Raw genomic sequence first — 19,444 nt, forward strand, 5'->3', positions numbered from 1 at the left:
GTCGGGAAGGCAGCGTTGCCCGGTGGGTCATCGATGCGAGTTGTGTCAACGCAGCGATGACCGTTAGGTTCACGATCAGGAGGGGGTATGGAGCTGCGTGAGATCGAGATCTTCCTGACGCTTGCGGAGGAGCTGCACTTCGGTCGCACCGCGGAGCGGCTGCACATCACCGCGTCCCGGGTCAGCCACGCCATCAAGAAGCAGGAACGGCGCATCGGCGCGCCCCTGTTCGAGCGCACCTCCCGCTCTGTCCGCCTCACCCCGGTCGGCGACCGGCTCTACCAGGGCCTGCGCCCGGCCTACCGGCAGATCGTCGACGGGATCGAGGAGGCGGCGGCCGCCGCCCGTACCAGCGGCGGCACGCTCACTCTCGCCACCATGGGACCCCAGGGCTGGATGATCGAGGACATCATCGAGCGGTTCCAGGGGCGCCATCCCGGCGTGCAGTTGGTCCATCGCGACCTCAATCCCGTGGATCCGCTGACTCCTCTGCGTTCGGGCGAGATCGACGTGGCCCACCTGTGGCTGCCGGTGCGCGAGCCGGACATCGTCGTCGGCCCGATCACCCACACCTCGCCTGTCGTGCTGGCCATGGCGGACAGCCACCCCTACGCCGACCGCGACTCGGTCTGCCTGGAGGACTACGGCGACCTGACGTTCGTGGCGCACCGGTCGCCGGTTCCGGCGTCCATGGAGGAGACGTTCCAGCCCTTCCGCACCCCGTCGGGGCGCCTGGTCGCGCGCGGCCCTGCGGTCGGCAACTGGGACGACCAGCTCAAGGCGGTCGTCGCCGGCCAGGCCGTCGTCGCCTGCGCTGCCGAGGCCGCCCGCTTCTACCCCTGGCCCAACCTCGTCTACGTCCCCGTCCGCGACGCCCCGCCCTGCCGCTGGGCCTTCGCCTGGCACACCGCCAACGACAACCCCCTGATCCGCGCCCTCACCGCCGTAACCGACCCGGACGTGCGTCATCAGGCCCGGGCGGCGCGCGGTGAGCAGGACCTGCCCGGCTGAGCGACCCGGTGTCCGGGGAGCGGCCCGTCGTCCCGAGTGCTGCGACGTGCGCTTCGGACAAGCCGCTGTTGTTCCTACTCATCATGAATCTCCTTGCGTGCGGCGGCCCATGGGTCGAGCGCCGTGTAGGCCGGCCGCCACTGGTGCTCGTAGGCATGGCGTGCCGGCTCGGGCAGGGGGGCCAGCATCTTCGTGGTCGTCCTCTCGTCGGCGTCGTCCAGGAGCCAGGGCAGGAGCCGGGGCGCGTCGGCGCCGATCCGTTGGGCCTGGACCTCGTCGAAGTGGGCCCACTGCTCCGGCGTGACGACCTCTCGGACGAGCGGAAGCGCGGCCTCCTCCTCGTGGGCGAGGTGCCCGCTCAGGCCCGTGACGAGGGAGTCCGCGAGGTCGCCGACCAAGTGCGGCGTCGCTCCCGGGTCCGCCAGGGCCGTGTCGAGCGCGTCGACCAGCGGATCGAGGGCCGCGTGCTCGGCTTCCATCGCCTCCAGGAGGGCGAGGTCGTCGGGCCTCCCGGTGAGGTTCTCGCGCAGGGCCGGCCACAGGGCGTCGTCCTCTGCGCCGTGGTGGACGCGCAGAGCCGCCTTGAGAAGGTCCCACCCCGCGGCGGTGCGCAGGGCCTCACCCGGGTCACGATCGGCACGTGAGGTGATGTGGGCGACGTGCCGGAGGTCGCGCCGAAGCGCGTGGTGCATCGCGTACATCACGGTCATGTCGAGCCGGTCGTTCATCGTGTCCTCGTTCCTCTTCTCGTGACCGCGTCCGTGTGCAGGTTCTCCACGTGGGCGGGCACGCAGGCGCTACGGCCGTTGATCCGGCGGGTCCGGAGCGCGACGATCTCTTGGAGTGCGGCGGAGAGGCCCGCCCGCGTTGATCGCCTTGAAGACGCCCCCTTTGCCCTTGATGCCGGCCGGGAGCGCGAAGGCCGGGTACTTCATACGTTCCTGCATGGTGAAATCTCCTCTGAGCAGGCGTCGTTCGACGCACCGTCCCCGGTGGCCTCAAGGCTTCCTCGGACGGCAGACGTGATCAACGCCGGATCCGGAATGGCCCCGATAACCGCAGGGTTATGTCGGGGAACGTGAGCACGCGCGGGGGCGGGGCATCGTGGAAGTACGGGACATCGAGATCTTTCTGACGCTGGCGGAGGAGCTGCACTTCGGGCGTACCGCCGCGCGGCTGCACGTGAGTCAGGCACGCGTGAGTCAGGCGATCAAGCGGCAGGAACGCCGCCTCGGTGGCGAGCTGTTCGACCGCTCCAGCCGTCGCGAGGTCCTGCTGACACCGCTGGGCCGACTCCTGCGAGACGATCTGAAGCCGGTGTACGCGGGTCTGCTGGCGAGCCTGGAACGGGCCCGGCTCGCAGCTCAGGGTGTCACCGCCACGCTGCGCATCGGCATGATGCCCTTCAACCTTCCTGATCTGCACCCCCATTGGCGGACCTTCCGGGCTCTCCACCCCCAATGGCGACTCCAGGTGCGCCAGGTCCGTTACAACGATCCGTTCGCCCAGCTCCGCGCCGGGGAGATGGACGTCCTGGTCGCGTGGCTGCCCGTGGAGGAACCCGACCTCACCGTGGGTCCGATCCTGTTCCGCGACCCGCGCGTGCTCGCCGTCTCCAGCGACCACGAGTTGGCGGAACGATCCTCCGTATCGCTGGAGGCGCTCGCCGCCTTCCCGCATGTCACGGCCCCCGAGATGCGGGACTACTGGGAGGACGCGTATCTGCCCTTCCAGACCCCCCGAGGCAGATCCATCGAACGCGTCGGCACCGTCACCACCCCCGACGAGCTGATCAATCTCGTCGGCACCGGCGAGGTCGTCCACACGTTCCCCGCCCACGTCACCCAGTACTGGGCCATGACCCACGTCCGGTGGCTGGCGCTCCCCGACATGCCGGCCCTGTCGTTCGCCCTGGTGTGGCGCACCGAGACCGAGAACGACATCATTCGCGCCCTCGCGGAGGTGGTGCGCAGCCTCGGCATGCCTCCTCGGTGAACGGCCGGGTTCAGCAGCGCGAGGTCCGAATTCCGCCGGTGTGCCGGGTCGTGCGCGCGTGATGCTGGGGTCATGACCACCTACACCGCACGCCCCATCGAGCCCGCCGCCCTCGCCGAACTCCGGGTCGTGGACGACGCCGGACACCCCTGTGTCCCGTTCAGCGCCACCGAAGGCGGCGACCCGCTGCGCTGTTGCCTTCGGCCGGTCGCCGCGGGGGACAGGATCGCGCTCGTCTCCTACGCGCCCCTGCGGCGCTGGGCCGCAGGGACCGGGGCCGAACCGGGGGCGTACGACGAGCAGGGGCCGGTCTTCATCCACGCCGAGGAGTGCGCGGGGCCGGCGACCGGCCCTGAGTCGTACCCCTTCGACCGGCCCGGCGCCCTGCGCACCCTGCGGCGCTACGACTCCGCGGGGCGGATCGTCGGCGGCCGCCTCCTGGAGATCCCGGCCGAAGCGACGGAGGGCTTCGACAAGGCCTTCGCGGAGGCGTTCGCCGACCCGCGGGTCGCGCTCGTGCACGTCAGGGCCGTCGAGTACGGCTGCTTCCAGTTCGAGGTGCGGCGCGCGTAGGGGAGTTCGTACGTCACTGTACGCAGAACTCGTTGCCCTCCGGGTCCGTCATGACCACCCATGTGCCGCCCTGCTCCGACACCCGGCGCAGAACCGAGGCGCCCAAGGACTCCAGACGGGTGACCTCCGCCTCCTGGGTGCCCGGGGCGGCGTGGAGGTCCGGGTGGACGCGGTTCTTCACCGTCTTCTTCTCCGGGACCCGCTGGAAGAGGATGCGGCGGCCGAGGCCGGTGCCCGACTCCTTCTCGTACGGCTCGTCCGGATGGCGGACGGCGGCCAGATCGAGCCAGCCGCGACGGCCGTCCGGGAGCGCGACGGTCGCCTCCGGCGGGACCACGCCCGCGCCGAGGAGACGTTCGATGAGGGCGTTGTGGTCCTCCTCCACGTAGCCGAGGGCGGCGGCCCAGAAGGCGGCCTGGGCGTGCGGGTCGGCGGCGTCGATCACGAGCTTCCAATGGAGCGGAGTCATGTAACCAGTCATACTGGTTATGTGAAGCAGGCGACAACTGGAATGATCCTCGTTCACTCCGATGGACGACGCTTCCGCTTCGACGCCGGCGCGCTCTGCCTGGAGCTGCTGCTCACGGGTGGTCCCGGGTCGGTGGCCGCGCGGTTCGAGGTCCTCCACGAGCCCGAGGGGCTGCTGGACTGGGTCCGGCGGTGCCGGCTCGGACCGGACCTCGACGTGAGCGTCACGGCGGGCGAGTTGGCGCGGGTACGGGAGGTGCGGGACGCCCTGTGGGGGCTCGCCCAGGCCCGGGCGTACGGCCACGGCCACGCCCCCGAGGACCTCGCGCTCGTCAACGAGGCCGCCGCACCGCCCCCGCTCGTCCCGCGCATGACCGCCGACGGGGCGCACGCCTGGGCGCGTGAATGGGCCCCGGGCGCCACCGCGACCGCGCTGCTCTCGACGGTCGCGCGCGACGCGGTCGGGCTGTTCACCGGCCCCCACGCCGACCGCATCCGCGAATGCGGCTCCGACACCTGCGCCCTGCTGTTCGTGGACACCTCCCGCCCCGGGCGCCGCCGTTGGTGCGCCATGGAGCAGTGCGGCAACCGGCACAAGGTGAGGGCGCACCGGGCCCGTACCCACGCGGAGGGGGAGGCGCCGGCGCCGTAGGCGCGGCGCGGGGTCCCGTTCGAGAGCCGTCCCGCCGGCCGCCTCGGAACCGCCCCGGCATCCGTACCCAGTGGCGCCCCGCCGCTGTCTCAGACCGCGACCGCGGTCTCCGCCTCCGCCGCCTCCTTCGCGTCGTACGCCTCGCGCGCCGCCGCGATCTCGTTCTGGTGGCGTTCCGTCCACGTCACCAGCGAGCGGATCGTCGTGTGCAACGTGCCGCCCAGTGGCGTCAGTTCGTACTCCACGCGCGGCGGCACCACCGGATGCACCGTCCGTTTCACCAGGCCGTCCCGCTCCAGCTGGCGCAGCGTCACCGTCAGCATCCGCTGGCTGACCCCGTCGATCTCCCGCTTCAGCTCCGTGAAGCGCAGCTTCCGGCGGTCGAGCAGGGCGATGACCAGCAGGGACCACTTGTCGGCGACCCGGTCGAGGATCTGGCGTACCTCGCAGTCCTCCCGGGTGTCCCACTGGAAGGGGTCCGTGTCCCCCGAGTGGCCGTCGGTGTAGGTCACTTCGCAGTGACTCGGTGACTTCAAAGTGCCTTCTTCCATGGCACCCGATGCTGCCGCAGGATGCAGGTGGTTACAAGAGGGAACCGACCCTCTGGCCGGTAACCGCCTCTTCCTTCCCCTGCTTTGGAGACAGCTGTGTCCGCTTCCCTCCCCGCACGCGCCTGGGCCCTGCTCCTCGTCCTCTGCGGAACGATCTTCCTCGAGGGCATCGACGTCGCCATGCTCGCCGTCGCCGTGCCCAGCATCAGATCCGATCTGGACTTGTCCACCGGCACCGCCGCCTGGGTGATGTCCGCGTACGTCCTCGGCTACGCCGGCTTCACCCTCCTCGGTGGACGCGCCGCCGACCTTCTGGGCCGCCGCCGCATGTTCCTCGGCTGGCTCACCGTCTTCCTCCTCTTCTCCGGTCTCGGCGGCTTCGCACAGGAGGGCTGGATGCTGATCACGGCCCGCTTCGTGACCGGCGTCGCCGCCGCGTTCATGACCCCCGCCGCGATGTCGATCATCACGACCTCGTACGAGGAAGGGCCGCAGCGCAACCAGGCGCTGCTCGTCTTCGCCGGCACGGCCGCCGGAGGCTTCTCCCTCGGGCTCGTCATCGGCGGGCTGCTCACCCAGCTCGGCTGGCGCTGGGTCTTCTTCGCCCCCGTCCTGCTCGCCGCCGCGATCCTGCTCGCCGCGCTGCGGCTGATCCCGAAGGAGGCGCGGCCGGAGAAGGCGGCCGGCGGCTTCGACCTGGCCGGCGCGCTGACGGCCGCGGGCGCGATGCTGCTGCTCGCGTTCGGGATCGTCCGGCTCGAGCACGGCCTCGACGGCTGGCCGCTGACCGCGTTCGTCGCCGCCGCCGGGCTGGTCCTCGCCGGGGTCTTCGTCGCCGTCGAACGCCGGGCCGCCGCCCCGCTGGTCCGCCTCGGTCTGCTCCGCAAGGCGTCCACCGTCCGCGCCGACCTCGGGGCGCTGCTGTTCGTCGGCTCGTTCTTCGGCTTCCAGTTCGTCGCCACGCTCTACCTCCAGGAGCTGCGCGGCTGGTCCTCCCTGGAGACCGCGCTCGCCCTGGTCGTCATGGGCGTCGACGCGATCCTCGCCCCGACGCTGACCCCGCGGCTGGTGGCGCGGTGGGGCAACGCCCGGGTGATCCTCGGCGGGTTCGTGCTCGCGATCGTCTCGTACGCGCTGTTCCTGCCGGTCGGCCCGGACTGGTCGTACGCGGCGATGTTCCCGACCCTGCTGCTGACCGGGCTCGCCTTCGCCCTCGCGTACGGGCCGCTGACGATCGCCGCGACCGACGGCATCGCGGAGGAGGAGCAGGGGCTCGCGAGCGGGCTGCTCACGACGGCGACGCAGTTCGGCTCGGCGGTCGGCATCTCGGCCGTGACGGCGGTCCACGGGATCGCCGGCGGCGGACTCGAGGGGTTCCGGGCCGCGCTGGTGGTGCCGGTCGCGATGGTGGCGATCGGGGCGGTGGTCACCGCGACGGGCGTGCGGGGCGGCGCCCGGTCGGGCGTCCCGACAGGGTCGGAGGTCCCCGAGGCTGCGACCAAGGTCACCGTCTCGTGACCGCGAGGGGCGCTTAGCGTGGTCGGATGAACGACTCGCCCGCTTGCCCGCTGGTCGGCATCGCCGCCACGTACATGCCCCGGCTCTCGGAGCTCTCCTCCGAGCCGGGGCTCGTGGCCGCCGTCGACCAGCACGCGGCGGCCGTGTGCGACGCCCTGATCCCCGCGCAGCGGGGCTCGGAGGGCGGCGCGGTGGAGCTTCCCGCCGTCCGTCCGGCCGTCCGCCGGGAGGACCTGTCCGACTACGTCCTCGGCTTCACGGACTGGCTGGCGGAGATCGACTGGGTCGAGCCGGTCGGCCACGACTTCGCGACGCTGCGGCTCACAGCGGTGTGCTGGCTGATCCGGGAACACGACCTGTTGGGACGGTGACCGGTCCGCGTCAGGGTCGGGTCGAGGGGGCCGACGGGGCGGGGACGACCGCGCTCCCGGTCTCGTCGACGGCGTCTCCGGTCGCGGAGTCGGCCAGTGCGCGCTGCGCGACGGCCGAGGCCAGGGCCTCCGCCTCCACCCGGCTGCGCCGGGCGGTCCGCAACGCGTCCCACGTCAGGATCGTCAGCGCCAGCCACACCAGCGAGAAGCCCGCCCAGCGCTCCGGCGGCATCGCCTCGTGGAAGTAGAGGATGCCGAGCAGGAACTGGAACATCGGCGCCAGGTACTGCAGCAGCCCCAGCGTCGACAGCGGTACGCGGATCGCCGCCGCTCCGAAGCAGACCAGGGGCACGGCCGTGACGATGCCGGTCGCCGCGAGGAGGGCCGCGTGTCCCGCGCCCTCGGCGCCGAAGGTGGCCGAGCCCTGCGAGCCGAGCCAGAGCAGGTAGGCGAGGGCCGGCAGGAACTGGACGGCGGTCTCGGCGGCCAGCGACTCCAGGCCGCCGATGTTGACCTTCTTCTTCACCAGGCCGTAGACGCCGAAGGAGAAGGCCAGGATCAGCGAGATCCACGGCGGTCGCCCGTAGCCGATGGAGAGGACGAGGACGGCCGTGGCGGCGACGCCGACCGCCACCCACTGCGCGGGCCGCAGCCGCTCCTTCAGGAGCAGGACGCCCAGGGCGATGGTGACGAGCGGGTTGATGAAGTAGCCGAGGGACGCCTCGACGACCTGGCCGGCGTTGACGGCCCAGATGTAGACGCCCCAGTTGATGGTGATCACCGTCGCGGCGAAGGTGATGAGGCCCAGCTTGCGCGGGCTGCGCATCAGCTCGCGTATCCAGCCCCAGCGGCGCAGTGCGAGCAGCGCGACGCCGACGACGACCAGTGACCACACCATGCGGTGGGCGAGGATCTCGACCGCCCCGGCCGGCTTGAGGAGCGGCCAGAAGAGGGGGACCAGCCCCCACATGCCGTAGGCGCCGATCCCGTAGAGCAGACCTGCTCGTCCCTCGTTGTCCGTCTTCACCGAACCTCCTGCCCCGCGCCATGCCGTCCTGATGAAGGTAGCGCCGCACGGGGCAAGCTGTCATGTCCGTACCGCGATACGGTCATGACCTTTTCGTGGCCTCGGTCGAGACCACAGGCGAGGCCTCAGGCGAGGGCCTCCGCGATCGTCTGGGCGAGCGGGGTGGTCGGGCGGCCGATGAGGCGGGACAGGTCGCCGGTCTGCCGGGCGAGCGCCCCGCGCTCGATGGCCTTGTCGACGTCCACGAGGATCGCGGCGAAGAACGGCGGGACGCCGGCCCCGGTCAGGATCTCCTCGTGCGCCTCGGCCGGAACGTTGCGGTACGCGATCTCCTTGCCGGTCTGGCGGGCGACCTCGGCCGCGTACTCGGGGAGCGACCAGGCGACGTCACCGCTCAGCTCGTACGCCGTGTTCAGGTGCTCCTCGGCCGGGCCGGCCAGGACCGCGGCGGCAGCGGCGGCGAAGTCGGCGCGGGAGGCGGAGGCGATCCGGCCCTCGCCGGCGTTGGTGACGACGGCGCCGTGCGCGAGGACGGGGGCGAGGTTCGCCGTGTAGTTCTCGGTGTACCAGCCGTTGCGCAGGAAGGTGTACGGCAGGCCGGAGTCGAGGATCAGCGTCTCCGTCGCCTTGTGCTCGGCCGCCAGGTCGAAGTCGGCCTCCGGGCCGCCGAGGACGCCGGTGTAGGCGAGCTGGGCGACGCCGGCGGCCTTGGCCGCGTCGATCACGGCGGTGTGCTGCGCCACGCGCTGTCCGACCTCGCTGCCGGAGATCAGCAGCACCCGGTCACCGGCCTCGAAGGCGCCCGCCAGGGTCTCCGGCTTGCCGTAGTCGGCGATCCGCAGCTCGACGCCGCGCTCGGCGAGGTCGGCGGCCTTGGCCTTGTCGCGGACGACGGCGGCGACGGACTCGGCGGGGACCTGGTTCAGCAGCTCGTCGATGACGAGACGGCCGAGCTGTCCGGTGGCTCCGGTGACGACGATGCTCATGGGTGTTCCTTCTCCCGTGGGGTGGTGCGGGGGGCGATGCACTCACCGTACGGCTGGCACTATCCTTCCGAAAGTACCCACTTTGAAGTAAGGTACTGGCATGGGAGTAAGTGAGGAGCGGATCGCGGCCGAGCCGCCGAGCCTGCTGGCGGACGTCGACGGCGCCATGTGTCCCGCGCGGCTCGTCCTGGAGCACGTCACCAGCCGGTGGGCGGTCCTGATCCTGATCGCGCTGCGGGAGCGTTCGTACCGCTTCAGCGAGCTGCGCCGGCGCGTCGGCGGCGTCAGCGAGAAGATGCTCACGCAGACGCTCCAGACCCTGGAGCGCGACGGCTTCGTCCACCGCGACGCCAAGCCGGTGATCCCGCCCCGCGTCGACTACAGCCTCACCGAACTGGGCGAGGAGGCCGCACGGCAGGTCTGGGAACTGGCCCGTTGGACCGACGCCCGGGTCCCGGTGGTCCAGGAGGCCCGCACCCGCTACGACGAGGCACGTCGCGAGGCTGCTGCGGGATCGTCCCAATGATGTTGTAACCAGGTTGCGTTGGGCCCTCGCGTCGTACGATCTGCTCACCACTCGGGGTAATTGTGAGCGTGCGTGGGGGAAACGTGACGTACGGGTATCGAAGAGTGCTGCGCGCCTGCGGGGGCTTGCTGGCCTGCGGCATGGTCCTTACGGGCTGCTCCGACTCGGGCGACGACGGGAAACAGCCCCAGGGGAAGGCGAGTTCGAGCCCCGCGGCCGCTCCGTCCGGCAGCGCGACCGCGCAGCCCGTACCCACGCCCACGAGGCTCGGCTTCACGGCCGACCCGAAGCGGGCCCCCAAGAGCGAGGCCGACGCCAAGCGGCTCGCCCTCGCGATCGTCGCCGGCCCCGACTCCTGGGGCTCGGACTACGTCAAGCGCACCCCGCACCTCAGCCCCGACGGCTACTGGCCGGTCCTCGGCAAGCAGTGCACCTGGGAGACCGGCACCCGGCCGCGGAGCGTGCTCTACAGCGTCACCGCCTACAGCGAGATCCCCGCCCAGACCGGCAAGGGGGTGCTGCGGGTCTCCGCCATCGTCACCGTCCACCGCACCGAGACGGACGCCGACTGGGAGATGGCCGAGACCCTGGAGGAGGCGCTGCGCTGCCCCGACCAGCAACTGCGCGACGGGGAGCGGATCAGCGGCCTGATGTCGCTCGGCAGCCCCTTCGGTGTCGGCGGCAACTTCACCGCAGTGGACTCGCTGCGAGAGGCGGGGACGTACGTCAACGACTCCGTCAAGGGTGAGCAGACGTACTCCTGGTACGCGTCGCGGGTCGGACAGGTCACCGTCGCCGCCGTCGTCAAGGGCGCGCCCGGCCACGTCGCCAAGGAGGTCGACAACGCGCAGGTCCATGCCCTGGTCTCCATGGTCGAGCGCGCCGAGGACGAGCTGGAGGTCCAGTCATGAGCCCCGGTGCCGTGCACCCGCTGCTGCCGTCCGACCCCTCCGTCATCGCCGGCTACCGGCTCCTCGGTCGGCTCGGCGCCGGCGGCATGGGCGTCGTCTACCTCGGCCGTACGGACAACGGCGAACTCGCCGCCGTGAAGGTCACCCACGCAGACCACGCCGACCAGACCGACTTCCGCGCCCGCTTCCGCCGCGAGGTCGAGGCCGCCCGCCGGGTCGCCAGCCCGTGGGCCGTCCCCGTCACCGGCGCCGACCCGGACGCGCCCGAGCCGTGGATGGCGACCGCCTTCGTCCCCGGGCCCTCCCTCGGCGAGGCCGTGACCGCGCACGGTCCGCTGCCGGAGCGGAGCGTACGGATCCTCGGCGGCGCGCTCGCCCGCGCGCTCACCGCCGTGCACGAGGCCGGACTCGTCCACCGGGACGTCAAGCCGGGCAACGTCCTGCTCGCCGTCGACGGCCCGCGCCTCATCGACTTCGGTATCGCGCGGACGACCGGGGAGACCGCGCTCACCTCCACCGACATGGTGGTCGGCACCCCCGGCTTCCTCGCGCCCGAACAGGCCGAGGCCCGCGCCCCCGAGATCGGCCCGCCCAGCGACGTCTTCGCCCTCGGCTGCCTCCTCGCCTACGCGACGACCGGCCGCCCGCCCTTCGGTACGGGCGCGCTCGACGCCCTGCTGTACCGCACCGTCCACGACGAGCCCGACCTGGCCGGCGTACCGGACGGACTCCTCGACCTCGTGCGGGCCTGCCTCGCCAAGGACCCGGCCCTGCGGCCCACCGCCGAGGAGGTCACCGCCCGCCTCACGGAGGACACCCCGGGCGCCGCCGCCGACTGGCTGCCCGCCCCGGTCGTCCGGACCATCGCCGAACGCTCGGCGGCGATGCTCGCCCTGCCCGAGATCGACGCCACCCAGCACGGCGCGTCGGAGAGTGGCGGCCAACCGACGCCCAGCAGACGGAAGTTCCTGCTGCTGGCGTCCGGAGGAGCCGTCCTCGCCGCGGGTGGCGGCATCGCCGCCTGGGCCGCGCTGCGCGACGACGGCAAGGACCGGAAGGCCACCCCGCCGACGAAGAAGGAGCGGCGCTGGGTCATCGGCGTCCAGGCGGACCTGACCGGCCCCGCCAAGGACATCGGCCGCGCGCAGGAACGCGGCGCGCAGTTGGCCGTCGAGGCCTTCAACGCCCGTAAGGACAAACCCTTCACCCTCGAAGTCAAGGTGTCCGACGACGGCGGGGACAAGAACCGGGCCCTGGCCGCGGCCCGTGCACTGACCGGCGACCCCGACGTCCTCGGCGTCCTCGGCCCGACCTCCGACTACACGGGCCTGGCCGCCCTTCCCGCGTACGACGAGGCACTCCTGCCGCTGATCACGGTCTCCGCCGGGCTGAACATGCTGACCAACGGGGGACGCGGCCAGGGGCTCTCGGTGCTGCAGGCCTGCCCGCAGCACGCCATCGCCGGCACCTGTCTCGCCTATTACGTCCTGGCGAAGACCCGGAGCATCCGGCCGGGCATCCTGCAGGAACGCACGGACGACACCTATGCCTGGCAGTACATCGGCGGCACGAACTTCGCCTTCCGGCAAGGGAAGGTCACCCCTGTTCCCCGTGTCGTCCCCGGGCCCACCACGGACTACAAGCGCGTGCTGGGCTCCATGATGGCGGAGGGCATGGACGCCTACGTCCACTGTGGCCTCACCCCGAGCGCCGTCCTGGCCGCCCGCGCGCTCGACGAACTCGGCTTCACCGGTATGAAGGTCACCGGACAGCACGTCTTCGAGCCGCGGTTCCTCACGGAGGCCGGGGACGCGGCGGAGGGCTGGATCCTCGGCGCTCCGGTCGTCGACCCCACGACCCGCAAGGAGGCGTCCGCCTTCGTCGCCGCGCACCGCAAGCGGTACGGAGCGGCCCCCGCCTTCTACGCGGGAGAGTCCTTCGACGCGGTCAACCTCATGGTCCAGGAGGTGGCGAAGATCGTCAGGAGCGGGAAGCGCCCCGACCGCACCACCTTCGCTTCCCTCCTGAGAAAGGTCCGGTACGACGGTGTGATGGGCGGCTACGTCTTCGACGAGACAGGCGCCATGGACGCGGTCGGCACCTTCATGTACGCGGTCGAGAACGGCCGCTACAAACCCCTGGAGTTCGCCCCCGCCGGACCGCCGAAGAACAGACGGGTCTGACGCGTGCGACCCCTCCGCCCCGCCGATCCGTCGGCGATCGCCGGATACCGCCTGCTCGGCCGGCTCGGCGCCGGCGGCATGGGCGTGGTCTACCTCGCCCGGTCCGCCGGCGGCGCGCTCGCCGCGCTCAAGCTGATCCTCGCCGAGCACGCCGCCGACCCCGGCTTCCGGGAACGGTTCCGACGGGAGGCCCGGGTCGCCGAGCGGATCACCGGCCGCTGGGTGGTCCGGGTCCTCGGCTCCGACCCGGAGGCCCGGGAGCCCTGGCTGGCCACCGAGTTCGTGCCGGGGCCGTCGCTCGCCGAGGCCGTCGGCCTGCACGGCGCCCTGCCCGAGCCGAGCGTGAGGGCCCTGGGCGCCCGGCTCGCCGACGCGCTCACGGACATGCACGAGGCCGGACTCGTCCACCGGGACGTCAAGCCCGGCAACGTCCTCCTCGCTCTCGACGGGCCGCGCCTGATCGACTTCGGCATCGCCCGGTCGGCCGGGGCCACCGCGCTCACTGCCACCGACGCGATGATCGGCACACCCGGCTTCCTCGCCCCCGAACAGGCCCGTGTCACCGGCGCCGGCGAGGTCGGCCCGCCGAGCGACGTCTTCTCGCTGGGGTGCGTGCTCGCGTACGCGACGACCGGCCGGCGGCCCTTCGGAACGGGCGGGGTGGCCGCGGTCGTGTACCGCACGGTCCACGAGGAGCCCGACCTCGACGGCGTACCGGAGGCGCTGCTGCCGCTGGTGACCGGGTGTCTGGCCAAGGACCCCGCGGACCGGCCCACGGCGGAGGACGTACGGGCGCGGCTGGGGTCCGCGGAGGGGCCGGCGGGGGACTGGCTGCCGCCCGGACTGCCCGCGCTGATCGCCGAGCGCTCCGCCCGGGTCCTGGACCTGCCCGTGGCGGAGCCGACCGTCGTCGTGCCCTCCGCCGACCCGGCCGCCCGCACCTCGCCGTCACGGCGGCGCTTCCTGGCGCTCGGCTCCGCGGCCGCCGTCGCCGGAGCCGGCGGACTGACGGCCTGGCTCGTGAACCGGACGCCCGGCGGTACGGGCACGGGCTCCGGCGGGCCGACCACCGCCCTGCCCACCTACACGATCGGCGTGCAGACCGATCTGAGCGGCTCGCGGAAGGCGGACGGTCGTGCCCAGGAGCGTGGCGCGAGACTGGCCGTCGAGACGTTCAACACCCGCCCCGACCGGCCCTTCGACCTGGCGGTGAAGGTGCGGGACGACGGCGGCGACCCGCGCCGGGCCGCCGCCGTGGCGCAGGAGTTCGTGAAGGACGCGGCCGTCATGGCCGTGATCGGCCCCACCACCCGCGAGACCGTCATCGCCGCCGCCGACACGTACACGAAGAGCACGCTCGTGTTCGCGACCGTCGCCGTCGGTATCGACCACGTCGACCTCAGCGGTCAGGACGCCAACCCCACCTATCGCGAACTGCGCGTCGGTCACGACATGCTGCAACTGCCCTTCACCAGCATCGTCATCGCGAGGGGTGACAAGCGGGTGGCGGTGGTGGACGACCGGGCCGCGGGCGACTACAGCTGGCGGGTGGCCAGCATGGCGAGAACCACCATGAGCGCGGCGGGCGAGACGGTGACGGTCCATCAAGTGGCGGCCACCAGCGAGGACTTCGGCCCGGCGGTGAGTGAAGCCATCGCCGCCCGAGTGGACGCCGTCCTCTACGCGGGCGTCTCCCCGCGCCGGGCCGGGCTGTGCGCCAAGGCGCTGAAGCAGCAGGGCTACGGCGGTCTGCGTGGCGGCGTCGAGTACGCGCTGGGGCCGGAGTTCTTCTCCGTCGCGGGCCCGGCGGCCGAGGGCTGGTACTTCGGCACGACCTACGTCGACCCGGCGCTGATGCCCGCGGCCAAGGACTTCACCGCCGCCTACCGCAAGCGCTGGGGCCTGTCGGGCACAGCGCCCGTCGACCGGTTCGCGGTGGAGGCGTACGACGCGGTGACGGGTATGGCCGAGAGCATGAGGAATCTGGTGTCGAGCCAGAAGCTGGACGTGGCGCGGATCGCCCTGCGCGGGGCGATGCGGACGTTCCCGTACCAGGGGATCGCGAAGCCGTACGGGTTCGACGAACGGAGCCCGCTGAGGTTCAGGCACCAGGACGAGGTGTTCCTGTTCCGGATCGAGCGCGGCGCCCCCCGCTTCCTCGGTCAGTACGAGAAGGCGGCGAAGGAAGAGAAGAAGCGGCGGAAGAAGCAGTGAGGGGCGCGGCCTCGCGGCCGCGCCCCTCACTCGTACCGCTGGTGTCAGCCGACGACGGTCCAGGTGTCGTTGCCGGCGAGGAGCTGTCCGAGGTCGCCCTTGCCGTGCTGCTCGATGGCCGTGTCGAGCTGGTCGGCCATGAGCGTGTCGTAGACCGGGCGCTGGACGGACCGGAAGACGCCGATGGGCGTCTGGTGGAGCGTGTCCGGGTCGGCGAGCCGCGAGAGCGCGAACGCGGTCGTCGGGGAGGCCGCGTGCGCGTCGTGGACCAGGACGGCGCTCTCGTTCTCGGGGGTGACGGTGACGACCTTCAGGTCGCCGGTGGCCGGGTCACGGACGACGCCCTTGTCGAGGTCGGTGCCGAAGCGGATCGGCTGCCCGTGCTCCAGGCGGATGACGGCTTCCTGGGCCTGGTCCTTGTCCTTGAGGACTTCGAAGGCGCCGTCGTTGAAGATGTTGCAGTTCTGGTAGATCTCCACGAGCGCCGTGCCGGGGTGGTCGGCGGCCTGGCGCAACACCTCGGTGAGGTGCTTGCGGTCGGAGTCGACCGTACGGGCCACGAACGAGGCCTCGGCGCCGAGGGCGAGGGAGACCGGGTTGAACGGCGCGTCGAGCGAGCCCATCGGCGTCGACTTGGTGATCTTGCCGAGTTCGGAGGTGGGGCTGTACTGGCCCTTGGTCAGCCCGTAGATCCGGTTGTTGAAGAGCAGGATCTTGAGGTTGACGTTGCGGCGCAGGGCGTGGATGAGGTGGTTGCCGCCGATGGACAGCGCGTCGCCGTCACCCGTCACCACCCAGACGGACAGGTCCCGGCGGCTGGTGGCGAGCCCGGTGGCGATGGCGGGGGCGCGGCCGTGGATGGAGTGCATCCCGTACGTGTTCATGTAGTACGGGAAGCGGGAGGAGCAGCCGATGCCGGAGACGAAGACGATGTTCTCGCGTGCGAGACCGAGTTCGGGCATGAAGCCCTGGACGGCGGCCAGGACCGCGTAGTCACCACAGCCGGGACACCATCGGACCTCCTGGTCCGACTTGAAGTCCTTCATCGACTGCTTGCCCTCGGCCTTGGGGACCAGAGACAGCAGGGTCTCAGCCATTGATGGCCTCCTTGAGAACCGTGGCGAGCTGCTCCGCCTTGAACGGCATTCCGTTGACCTGGGTGTACGACTCTGCGTCGACCAGGTACTTCGCGCGGATCAGGGTGGCCAGCTGCCCGAGGTTCATCTCCGGTACCACTACCTTGTCGTAACGCTTCAGGACCTCGCCGAGATTCCTCGGGAAGGGGTTGAGGTGGCGCAGGTGGGCCTGGGCGATGGGCAGGCCGGCGATCCGGAGGCGGCGGACCGCGGCCGTGATCGGCCCGTAGGTGGAACCCCAGCCGATCACGAGGGTCTTCGCGCCGTCGGGGTCGTCGACGTGCAGGTCGGGGACCTCGATGCCGTCGATCTTGGCCTGACGGGTGCGGACCATGAGCTCGTGGTTGGCCGGGTCGTAGGAGATGTTGCCGGTGCCGTCCTGCTTCTCGATACCGCCGATCCGGTGCTCGAGACCGGGCGTGCCGGGCACCGCCCACGGCCGGGCCAGGGTCTGCGGGTCGCGCTTGTACGGCCAGAACACCTCGGTGCCGTCGGCCAGCTCGTGGTTCGGTCCGGTCGCGAACTGGACCCGCAGATCGGGGAGTTCGTCGATGTCGGGGATCCGCCAGGGCTCGGAACCGTTGGCGAGATAGCCGTCGGACAGCAGGAACACCGGCGTGCGGTAGGTCAAGGCGATCCGCGCCGCCTCCACCGCCGCGTCGAAGCAGTCCGCGGGCGTCCTGGGGGCCACGACCGGGACCGGGGCCTCGCCGTTGCGCCCGTACATGGCCTGCAGCAGGTCGGCCTGCTCGGTCTTGGTCGGCAGACCCGTCGACGGGCCACCGCGCTGGATGTCCACGATCAGCAGCGGCAGCTCCAGCGACACCGCGAGCCCGATCGTCTCCGACTTCAGTGCCACACCCGGCCCGGACGTCGTCGTCACCGCCAGCGAGCCGCCGAACGCCGCGCCCAGCGCCGCGCCGATGCCGGCGATCTCGTCCTCGGCCTGGAACGTGCGCACACCGAAGTTCTTGTGCTTCGACAGTTCGTGCAGGATGTCCGAGGCCGGCGTGATCGGGTACGAGCCCAGATACAGCGGCAGGTCGGCCTGGCGGGAGGCGGCGATCAGGCCGTAGGACAGGGCCAGGTTCCCGGAGATGTTCCGGTACGTGCCCGTCGGGAACGCCTTCGTCGCCGGCGCGACCTCGTAGGAGACGGCGAAGTCCTCGGTCGTCTCGCCGAAGTTCCAGCCGGCTCGGAACGCGGCGACGTTCGCCTCCGCGATCTGCGGCTTCTTCGCGAACTTGGCCCGAAGGAACGTCTCCGTGCCCTCGGTCGGCCGGTGATACATCCACGACAGCAGTCCGAGCGCGAACATGTTCTTGCTCCGCTCGGCCTCCTTCCGCGACAGACCGAAGTCCTTCAGCGCCTCGATCGTCAGCGTCGTCAACGGCACCGGATGCACCCGGTAGCCCGACAGCGAACCGTCCTCCAGCGGTGACGTCTCGTAGCCGACCTTGGCCATCGCGCGCTTGGCGAACTCGTCCGTGTTCACGATGATCTCGCCGCCCCGCGGCACGTCACCGATGTTCGCCTTCAGCGCGGCGGGATTCATCGCGACCAGCACGTTCGGGGCATCCCCCGGGGTCAGGATGTCGTGATCGGCGAAGTGCAGCTGGAAGGAGGAGACACCGGGCAGCGTCCCGGCAGGCGCCCGGATCTCGGCCGGGAAGTTCGGCAGCGTCGACAGGTCGTTCCCGAACGACGCCGTCTCCGACGTGAACCGGTCACCCGTCAACTGCATACCGTCACCGGAATCGCCCGCAAACCGGATGATCACCCGATCGAGGCGCCGGATTTCCTTCTCGTCGCCGTGCCGGTGCTCTGCCGGGACGCTTCGCTGCTCCCCGACCAGGGCCTCACCGGCCTCGCTACTGACCTGGCTGGTCACTGAACTGGACCTCCCTCGCGGCAAGGGTCTCTCCGCCAGAGGCGGGAGAAGGCTCGCGGGGCGGTCGGCGAACCGGCCGGCCCCGTGGCCCACCCTACGACGGTGAGGGGGGCCTTCCCGGGACTTCTCGCATCGTGGACCCCGTTTTGAGATGCCCTTTTGCCATGGATCGTCACGTTCTGTCGCCCCCCAGAGTCATCGGGAAAGTCGCGCTTCGGTCGTCCTTTGGTACTAGGCCCCGCTTGAGCCCGTATGGTGTCTCGCTTGGCCGGATCTCGGTGCCGCTTTGTCTGGCAGAGTGTCAGGTCGTCAGGAGTTCAGGTAGGTCAACACCGCGAGTACCCGACGGTGATCCCCGTCACTCGGAGACAGGCCCAGCTTCAGGAAGATGTTGCTGACGTGCTTCTCGACCGCTCCGTCGCTGACCACCAGCTGTTTCGCGATCGCCGAGTTCGTCCGCCCCTCGGCCATCAGCCCGAGGACCTCCCGCTCGCGCGGGGTCAGGTTCGCGAGCACGTCCTGCTTACGGCTCCGGCCGAGCAGCTGCTGCACGACCTCGGGGTCCAGCGCCGTACCGCCCCGGGCCACCCGGACCACGGCGTCCACGAACTCGCGCACCTCGGCGACCCGGTCCTTGAGCAGGTAGCCCACGCCCCGGCTGGATCCCGCCAGCAGCTCGGTGGCGTACTGCTCCTCCACGTACTGCGAAAGGACCAGGACCCCTATTCCGGGGTACTCCTTGCGCAGCCGCACCGCGGCCCGTACGCCCTCGTCGGTGTGCGTGGGCGGCATCCGTACGTCCGCCACCACCACGTCCGGCAGCGCGTTCTCACCGGCGAGCCCGGCCACGGTCTTCACCAGGGCCTCGCCATCACCCACACCGGCGACGACCTCGTGCCCCCGGTCGGTCAGCAGCCGGGTCAGGCCCTCACGGAGCAGCACTGAATCCTCGGCGATGACCACACGCACCCTGTCCGCCACGTCTTCCACACCCACGACCCTGAAGCCCCCATGTCCCGATGATCGATGCGCCCCCAGCATCGCACCCTCGGCTTCCCCCTGCGGGCTTTCCTCCGCGGGACGGCACCCACCGGCCCCCGTCGCGTGCCTACGTTCCGCGGGGGCGGTGCCCACCCTCAACCCCCGCCCCCGGGGTTGTGGGCAGGCCTTCCGCCGGGGCGGATCCCACCCTCAACCCCGGGTTGTGGGCAGGCGTTCCGCAGGGCTGGGGGTCCCCCCGGACGGAGTCTGGGGGAGGGTGGGCGCAACCCGACGACGGCGCCGCACCCGCGGGCACCGCAGGCACCGGGAGCCTGGGCCCGGCAAGGGCGCCGTCCGTTGTGCCCACCCGTTCCGCCCCAGCGGAACGAATGCCCACAACGGGAGCGGGAGCAGAGGGGGCCGGCCCGCCAGGGCGGCGGCGGCTCAGCG

At 71.4% G+C, this 19,444-nt stretch carries 19 protein-coding genes; 10 read left to right on the forward strand and 9 right to left on the reverse strand.

Features of this window, described 5'->3' with window-relative positions; translation table 11 throughout:
• The first annotated feature begins 87 nt into the window (after nucleotides 1-87).
• Nucleotides 88-1,011, forward strand: a complete 924-nt coding sequence (locus ACFV9D_RS13605; protein WP_385144964.1) for a LysR family transcriptional regulator — start codon at nucleotides 88-90, stop codon at nucleotides 1,009-1,011.
• Nucleotides 1,012-1,085: 74 nt separating this feature from the next.
• On the opposite strand, the gene ACFV9D_RS13610 is transcribed toward ACFV9D_RS13605, so the two are convergent.
• Both ACFV9D_RS13610 and ACFV9D_RS13615 read right to left on the reverse strand, forming a co-directional pair.
• Nucleotides 1,086-1,739 carry a hemerythrin domain-containing protein gene (locus tag ACFV9D_RS13610; protein WP_385144966.1) on the reverse strand — a complete coding sequence of 218 codons (654 nt, stop codon included), beginning with the start codon at nucleotides 1,737-1,739 and terminating at the stop codon, nucleotides 1,086-1,088.
• Nucleotides 1,740-1,808: 69 nt separating this feature from the next.
• A complete protein-coding gene (locus ACFV9D_RS13615) occupies nucleotides 1,809-1,958 on the reverse strand; it encodes a hypothetical protein (protein WP_385144968.1) in 150 nt (49 codons plus the stop codon).
• A gap of 157 nt (nucleotides 1,959-2,115) precedes the next feature.
• Here ACFV9D_RS13615 and ACFV9D_RS13620 point away from each other — a divergent pair, with 157 nt between their 5' ends.
• Nucleotides 2,116-3,006: a LysR family transcriptional regulator gene (locus ACFV9D_RS13620; RefSeq protein WP_385144970.1), complete on the forward strand. Its 891-nt coding sequence runs from the start codon at nucleotides 2,116-2,118 to the stop codon at nucleotides 3,004-3,006.
• Between the two features lie 72 nt (nucleotides 3,007-3,078).
• Nucleotides 3,079-3,579, forward strand: coding sequence for a DUF1203 domain-containing protein (locus ACFV9D_RS13625; RefSeq protein ID WP_385144972.1), 501 nt, complete (start codon nucleotides 3,079-3,081; stop codon nucleotides 3,577-3,579).
• Between the two features lie 13 nt (nucleotides 3,580-3,592).
• Here the strand turns inward: ACFV9D_RS13625 and ACFV9D_RS13630 are convergent, their stop codons facing one another.
• Nucleotides 3,593-4,048, reverse strand: coding sequence for a VOC family protein (locus ACFV9D_RS13630; protein WP_385144974.1), 456 nt, complete (start codon nucleotides 4,046-4,048; stop codon nucleotides 3,593-3,595).
• Nucleotides 4,049-4,090: 42 nt separating this feature from the next.
• On the opposite strand from ACFV9D_RS13630, the gene ACFV9D_RS13635 reads away from it, so the two are divergent.
• On the forward strand, nucleotides 4,091-4,699 hold the full coding sequence (locus tag ACFV9D_RS13635) for a CGNR zinc finger domain-containing protein (protein ID WP_385144976.1): 609 nt from the start codon (nucleotides 4,091-4,093) through the stop codon (nucleotides 4,697-4,699).
• An 89-nt stretch (nucleotides 4,700-4,788) separates the two neighbouring features.
• Here the strand turns inward: ACFV9D_RS13635 and ACFV9D_RS13640 are convergent, their stop codons facing one another.
• Nucleotides 4,789-5,250 carry a winged helix-turn-helix transcriptional regulator gene (locus ACFV9D_RS13640; RefSeq protein ID WP_385144978.1) on the reverse strand — a complete coding sequence of 154 codons (462 nt, stop codon included), beginning with the start codon at nucleotides 5,248-5,250 and terminating at the stop codon, nucleotides 4,789-4,791.
• Between the two features lie 96 nt (nucleotides 5,251-5,346).
• Between ACFV9D_RS13640 and ACFV9D_RS13645 the strand changes: the two genes are divergently transcribed.
• Both ACFV9D_RS13645 and ACFV9D_RS13650 read left to right on the forward strand, forming a co-directional pair.
• Nucleotides 5,347-6,768 carry an MFS transporter gene (locus tag ACFV9D_RS13645; RefSeq protein ID WP_385144980.1) on the forward strand — a complete coding sequence of 474 codons (1,422 nt, stop codon included), beginning with the start codon at nucleotides 5,347-5,349 and terminating at the stop codon, nucleotides 6,766-6,768.
• 26 nt (nucleotides 6,769-6,794) lie between these two features.
• Nucleotides 6,795-7,139, forward strand: coding sequence for a DUF6401 family natural product biosynthesis protein (locus ACFV9D_RS13650; RefSeq protein WP_385144982.1), 345 nt, complete (start codon nucleotides 6,795-6,797; stop codon nucleotides 7,137-7,139).
• A 10-nt stretch (nucleotides 7,140-7,149) separates the two neighbouring features.
• Here the strand turns inward: ACFV9D_RS13650 and rarD are convergent, their stop codons facing one another.
• Nucleotides 7,150-8,166, reverse strand: a complete 1,017-nt coding sequence (gene rarD, locus ACFV9D_RS13655) for an EamA family transporter RarD (protein ID WP_385144984.1) — start codon at nucleotides 8,164-8,166, stop codon at nucleotides 7,150-7,152.
• 125 nt (nucleotides 8,167-8,291) lie between these two features.
• Entirely contained in the window at nucleotides 8,292-9,152 is an 861-nt protein-coding gene (locus ACFV9D_RS13660) for an SDR family oxidoreductase (protein ID WP_385144986.1), read from the reverse strand.
• A gap of 100 nt (nucleotides 9,153-9,252) precedes the next feature.
• Between ACFV9D_RS13660 and ACFV9D_RS13665 the strand changes: the two genes are divergently transcribed.
• From ACFV9D_RS13665 to ACFV9D_RS13680, 4 genes are all read left to right on the forward strand, one after another.
• A complete protein-coding gene (locus ACFV9D_RS13665) occupies nucleotides 9,253-9,678 on the forward strand; it encodes a winged helix-turn-helix transcriptional regulator (RefSeq protein WP_385144988.1) in 426 nt (141 codons plus the stop codon).
• Between the two features lie 83 nt (nucleotides 9,679-9,761).
• Nucleotides 9,762-10,589 carry a hypothetical protein gene (locus ACFV9D_RS13670; protein WP_385144990.1) on the forward strand — a complete coding sequence of 276 codons (828 nt, stop codon included), beginning with the start codon at nucleotides 9,762-9,764 and terminating at the stop codon, nucleotides 10,587-10,589.
• Nucleotides 10,586-12,772 (forward strand): bifunctional serine/threonine-protein kinase/ABC transporter substrate-binding protein, encoded by a 2,187-nt coding sequence (locus tag ACFV9D_RS13675; RefSeq protein WP_385144992.1) that lies wholly within the window; start codon nucleotides 10,586-10,588, stop codon nucleotides 12,770-12,772. The genes ACFV9D_RS13670 and ACFV9D_RS13675 overlap by 4 nt, the downstream gene beginning before the upstream one ends.
• A gap of 3 nt (nucleotides 12,773-12,775) precedes the next feature.
• Nucleotides 12,776-14,986 (forward strand): bifunctional serine/threonine-protein kinase/ABC transporter substrate-binding protein, encoded by a 2,211-nt coding sequence (locus ACFV9D_RS13680; protein ID WP_385144994.1) that lies wholly within the window; start codon nucleotides 12,776-12,778, stop codon nucleotides 14,984-14,986.
• Between the two features lie 44 nt (nucleotides 14,987-15,030).
• On the opposite strand, the gene ACFV9D_RS13685 is transcribed toward ACFV9D_RS13680, so the two are convergent.
• From ACFV9D_RS13685 to ACFV9D_RS13695, 3 genes are all read right to left on the reverse strand, one after another.
• Nucleotides 15,031-16,083 carry a 2-oxoacid:ferredoxin oxidoreductase subunit beta gene (locus ACFV9D_RS13685; RefSeq protein ID WP_385144996.1) on the reverse strand — a complete coding sequence of 351 codons (1,053 nt, stop codon included), beginning with the start codon at nucleotides 16,081-16,083 and terminating at the stop codon, nucleotides 15,031-15,033.
• Nucleotides 16,076-18,013: a 2-oxoacid:acceptor oxidoreductase subunit alpha gene (locus ACFV9D_RS13690; protein ID WP_385144998.1), complete on the reverse strand. Its 1,938-nt coding sequence runs from the start codon at nucleotides 18,011-18,013 to the stop codon at nucleotides 16,076-16,078. Before ACFV9D_RS13690 ends, ACFV9D_RS13685 begins: the two co-directional genes overlap by 8 nt.
• A gap of 309 nt (nucleotides 18,014-18,322) precedes the next feature.
• Nucleotides 18,323-18,982, reverse strand: a complete 660-nt coding sequence (locus ACFV9D_RS13695) for a LuxR C-terminal-related transcriptional regulator (protein WP_385145307.1) — start codon at nucleotides 18,980-18,982, stop codon at nucleotides 18,323-18,325.
• Nucleotides 18,983-19,444: the final 462 nt, after the last annotated feature.

The sequence above is a fragment of the Streptomyces sp. NPDC059875 genome, from assembly GCF_042731085.1.
Lineage (GTDB): Bacteria > Actinomycetota > Actinomycetes > Streptomycetales > Streptomycetaceae > Streptomyces.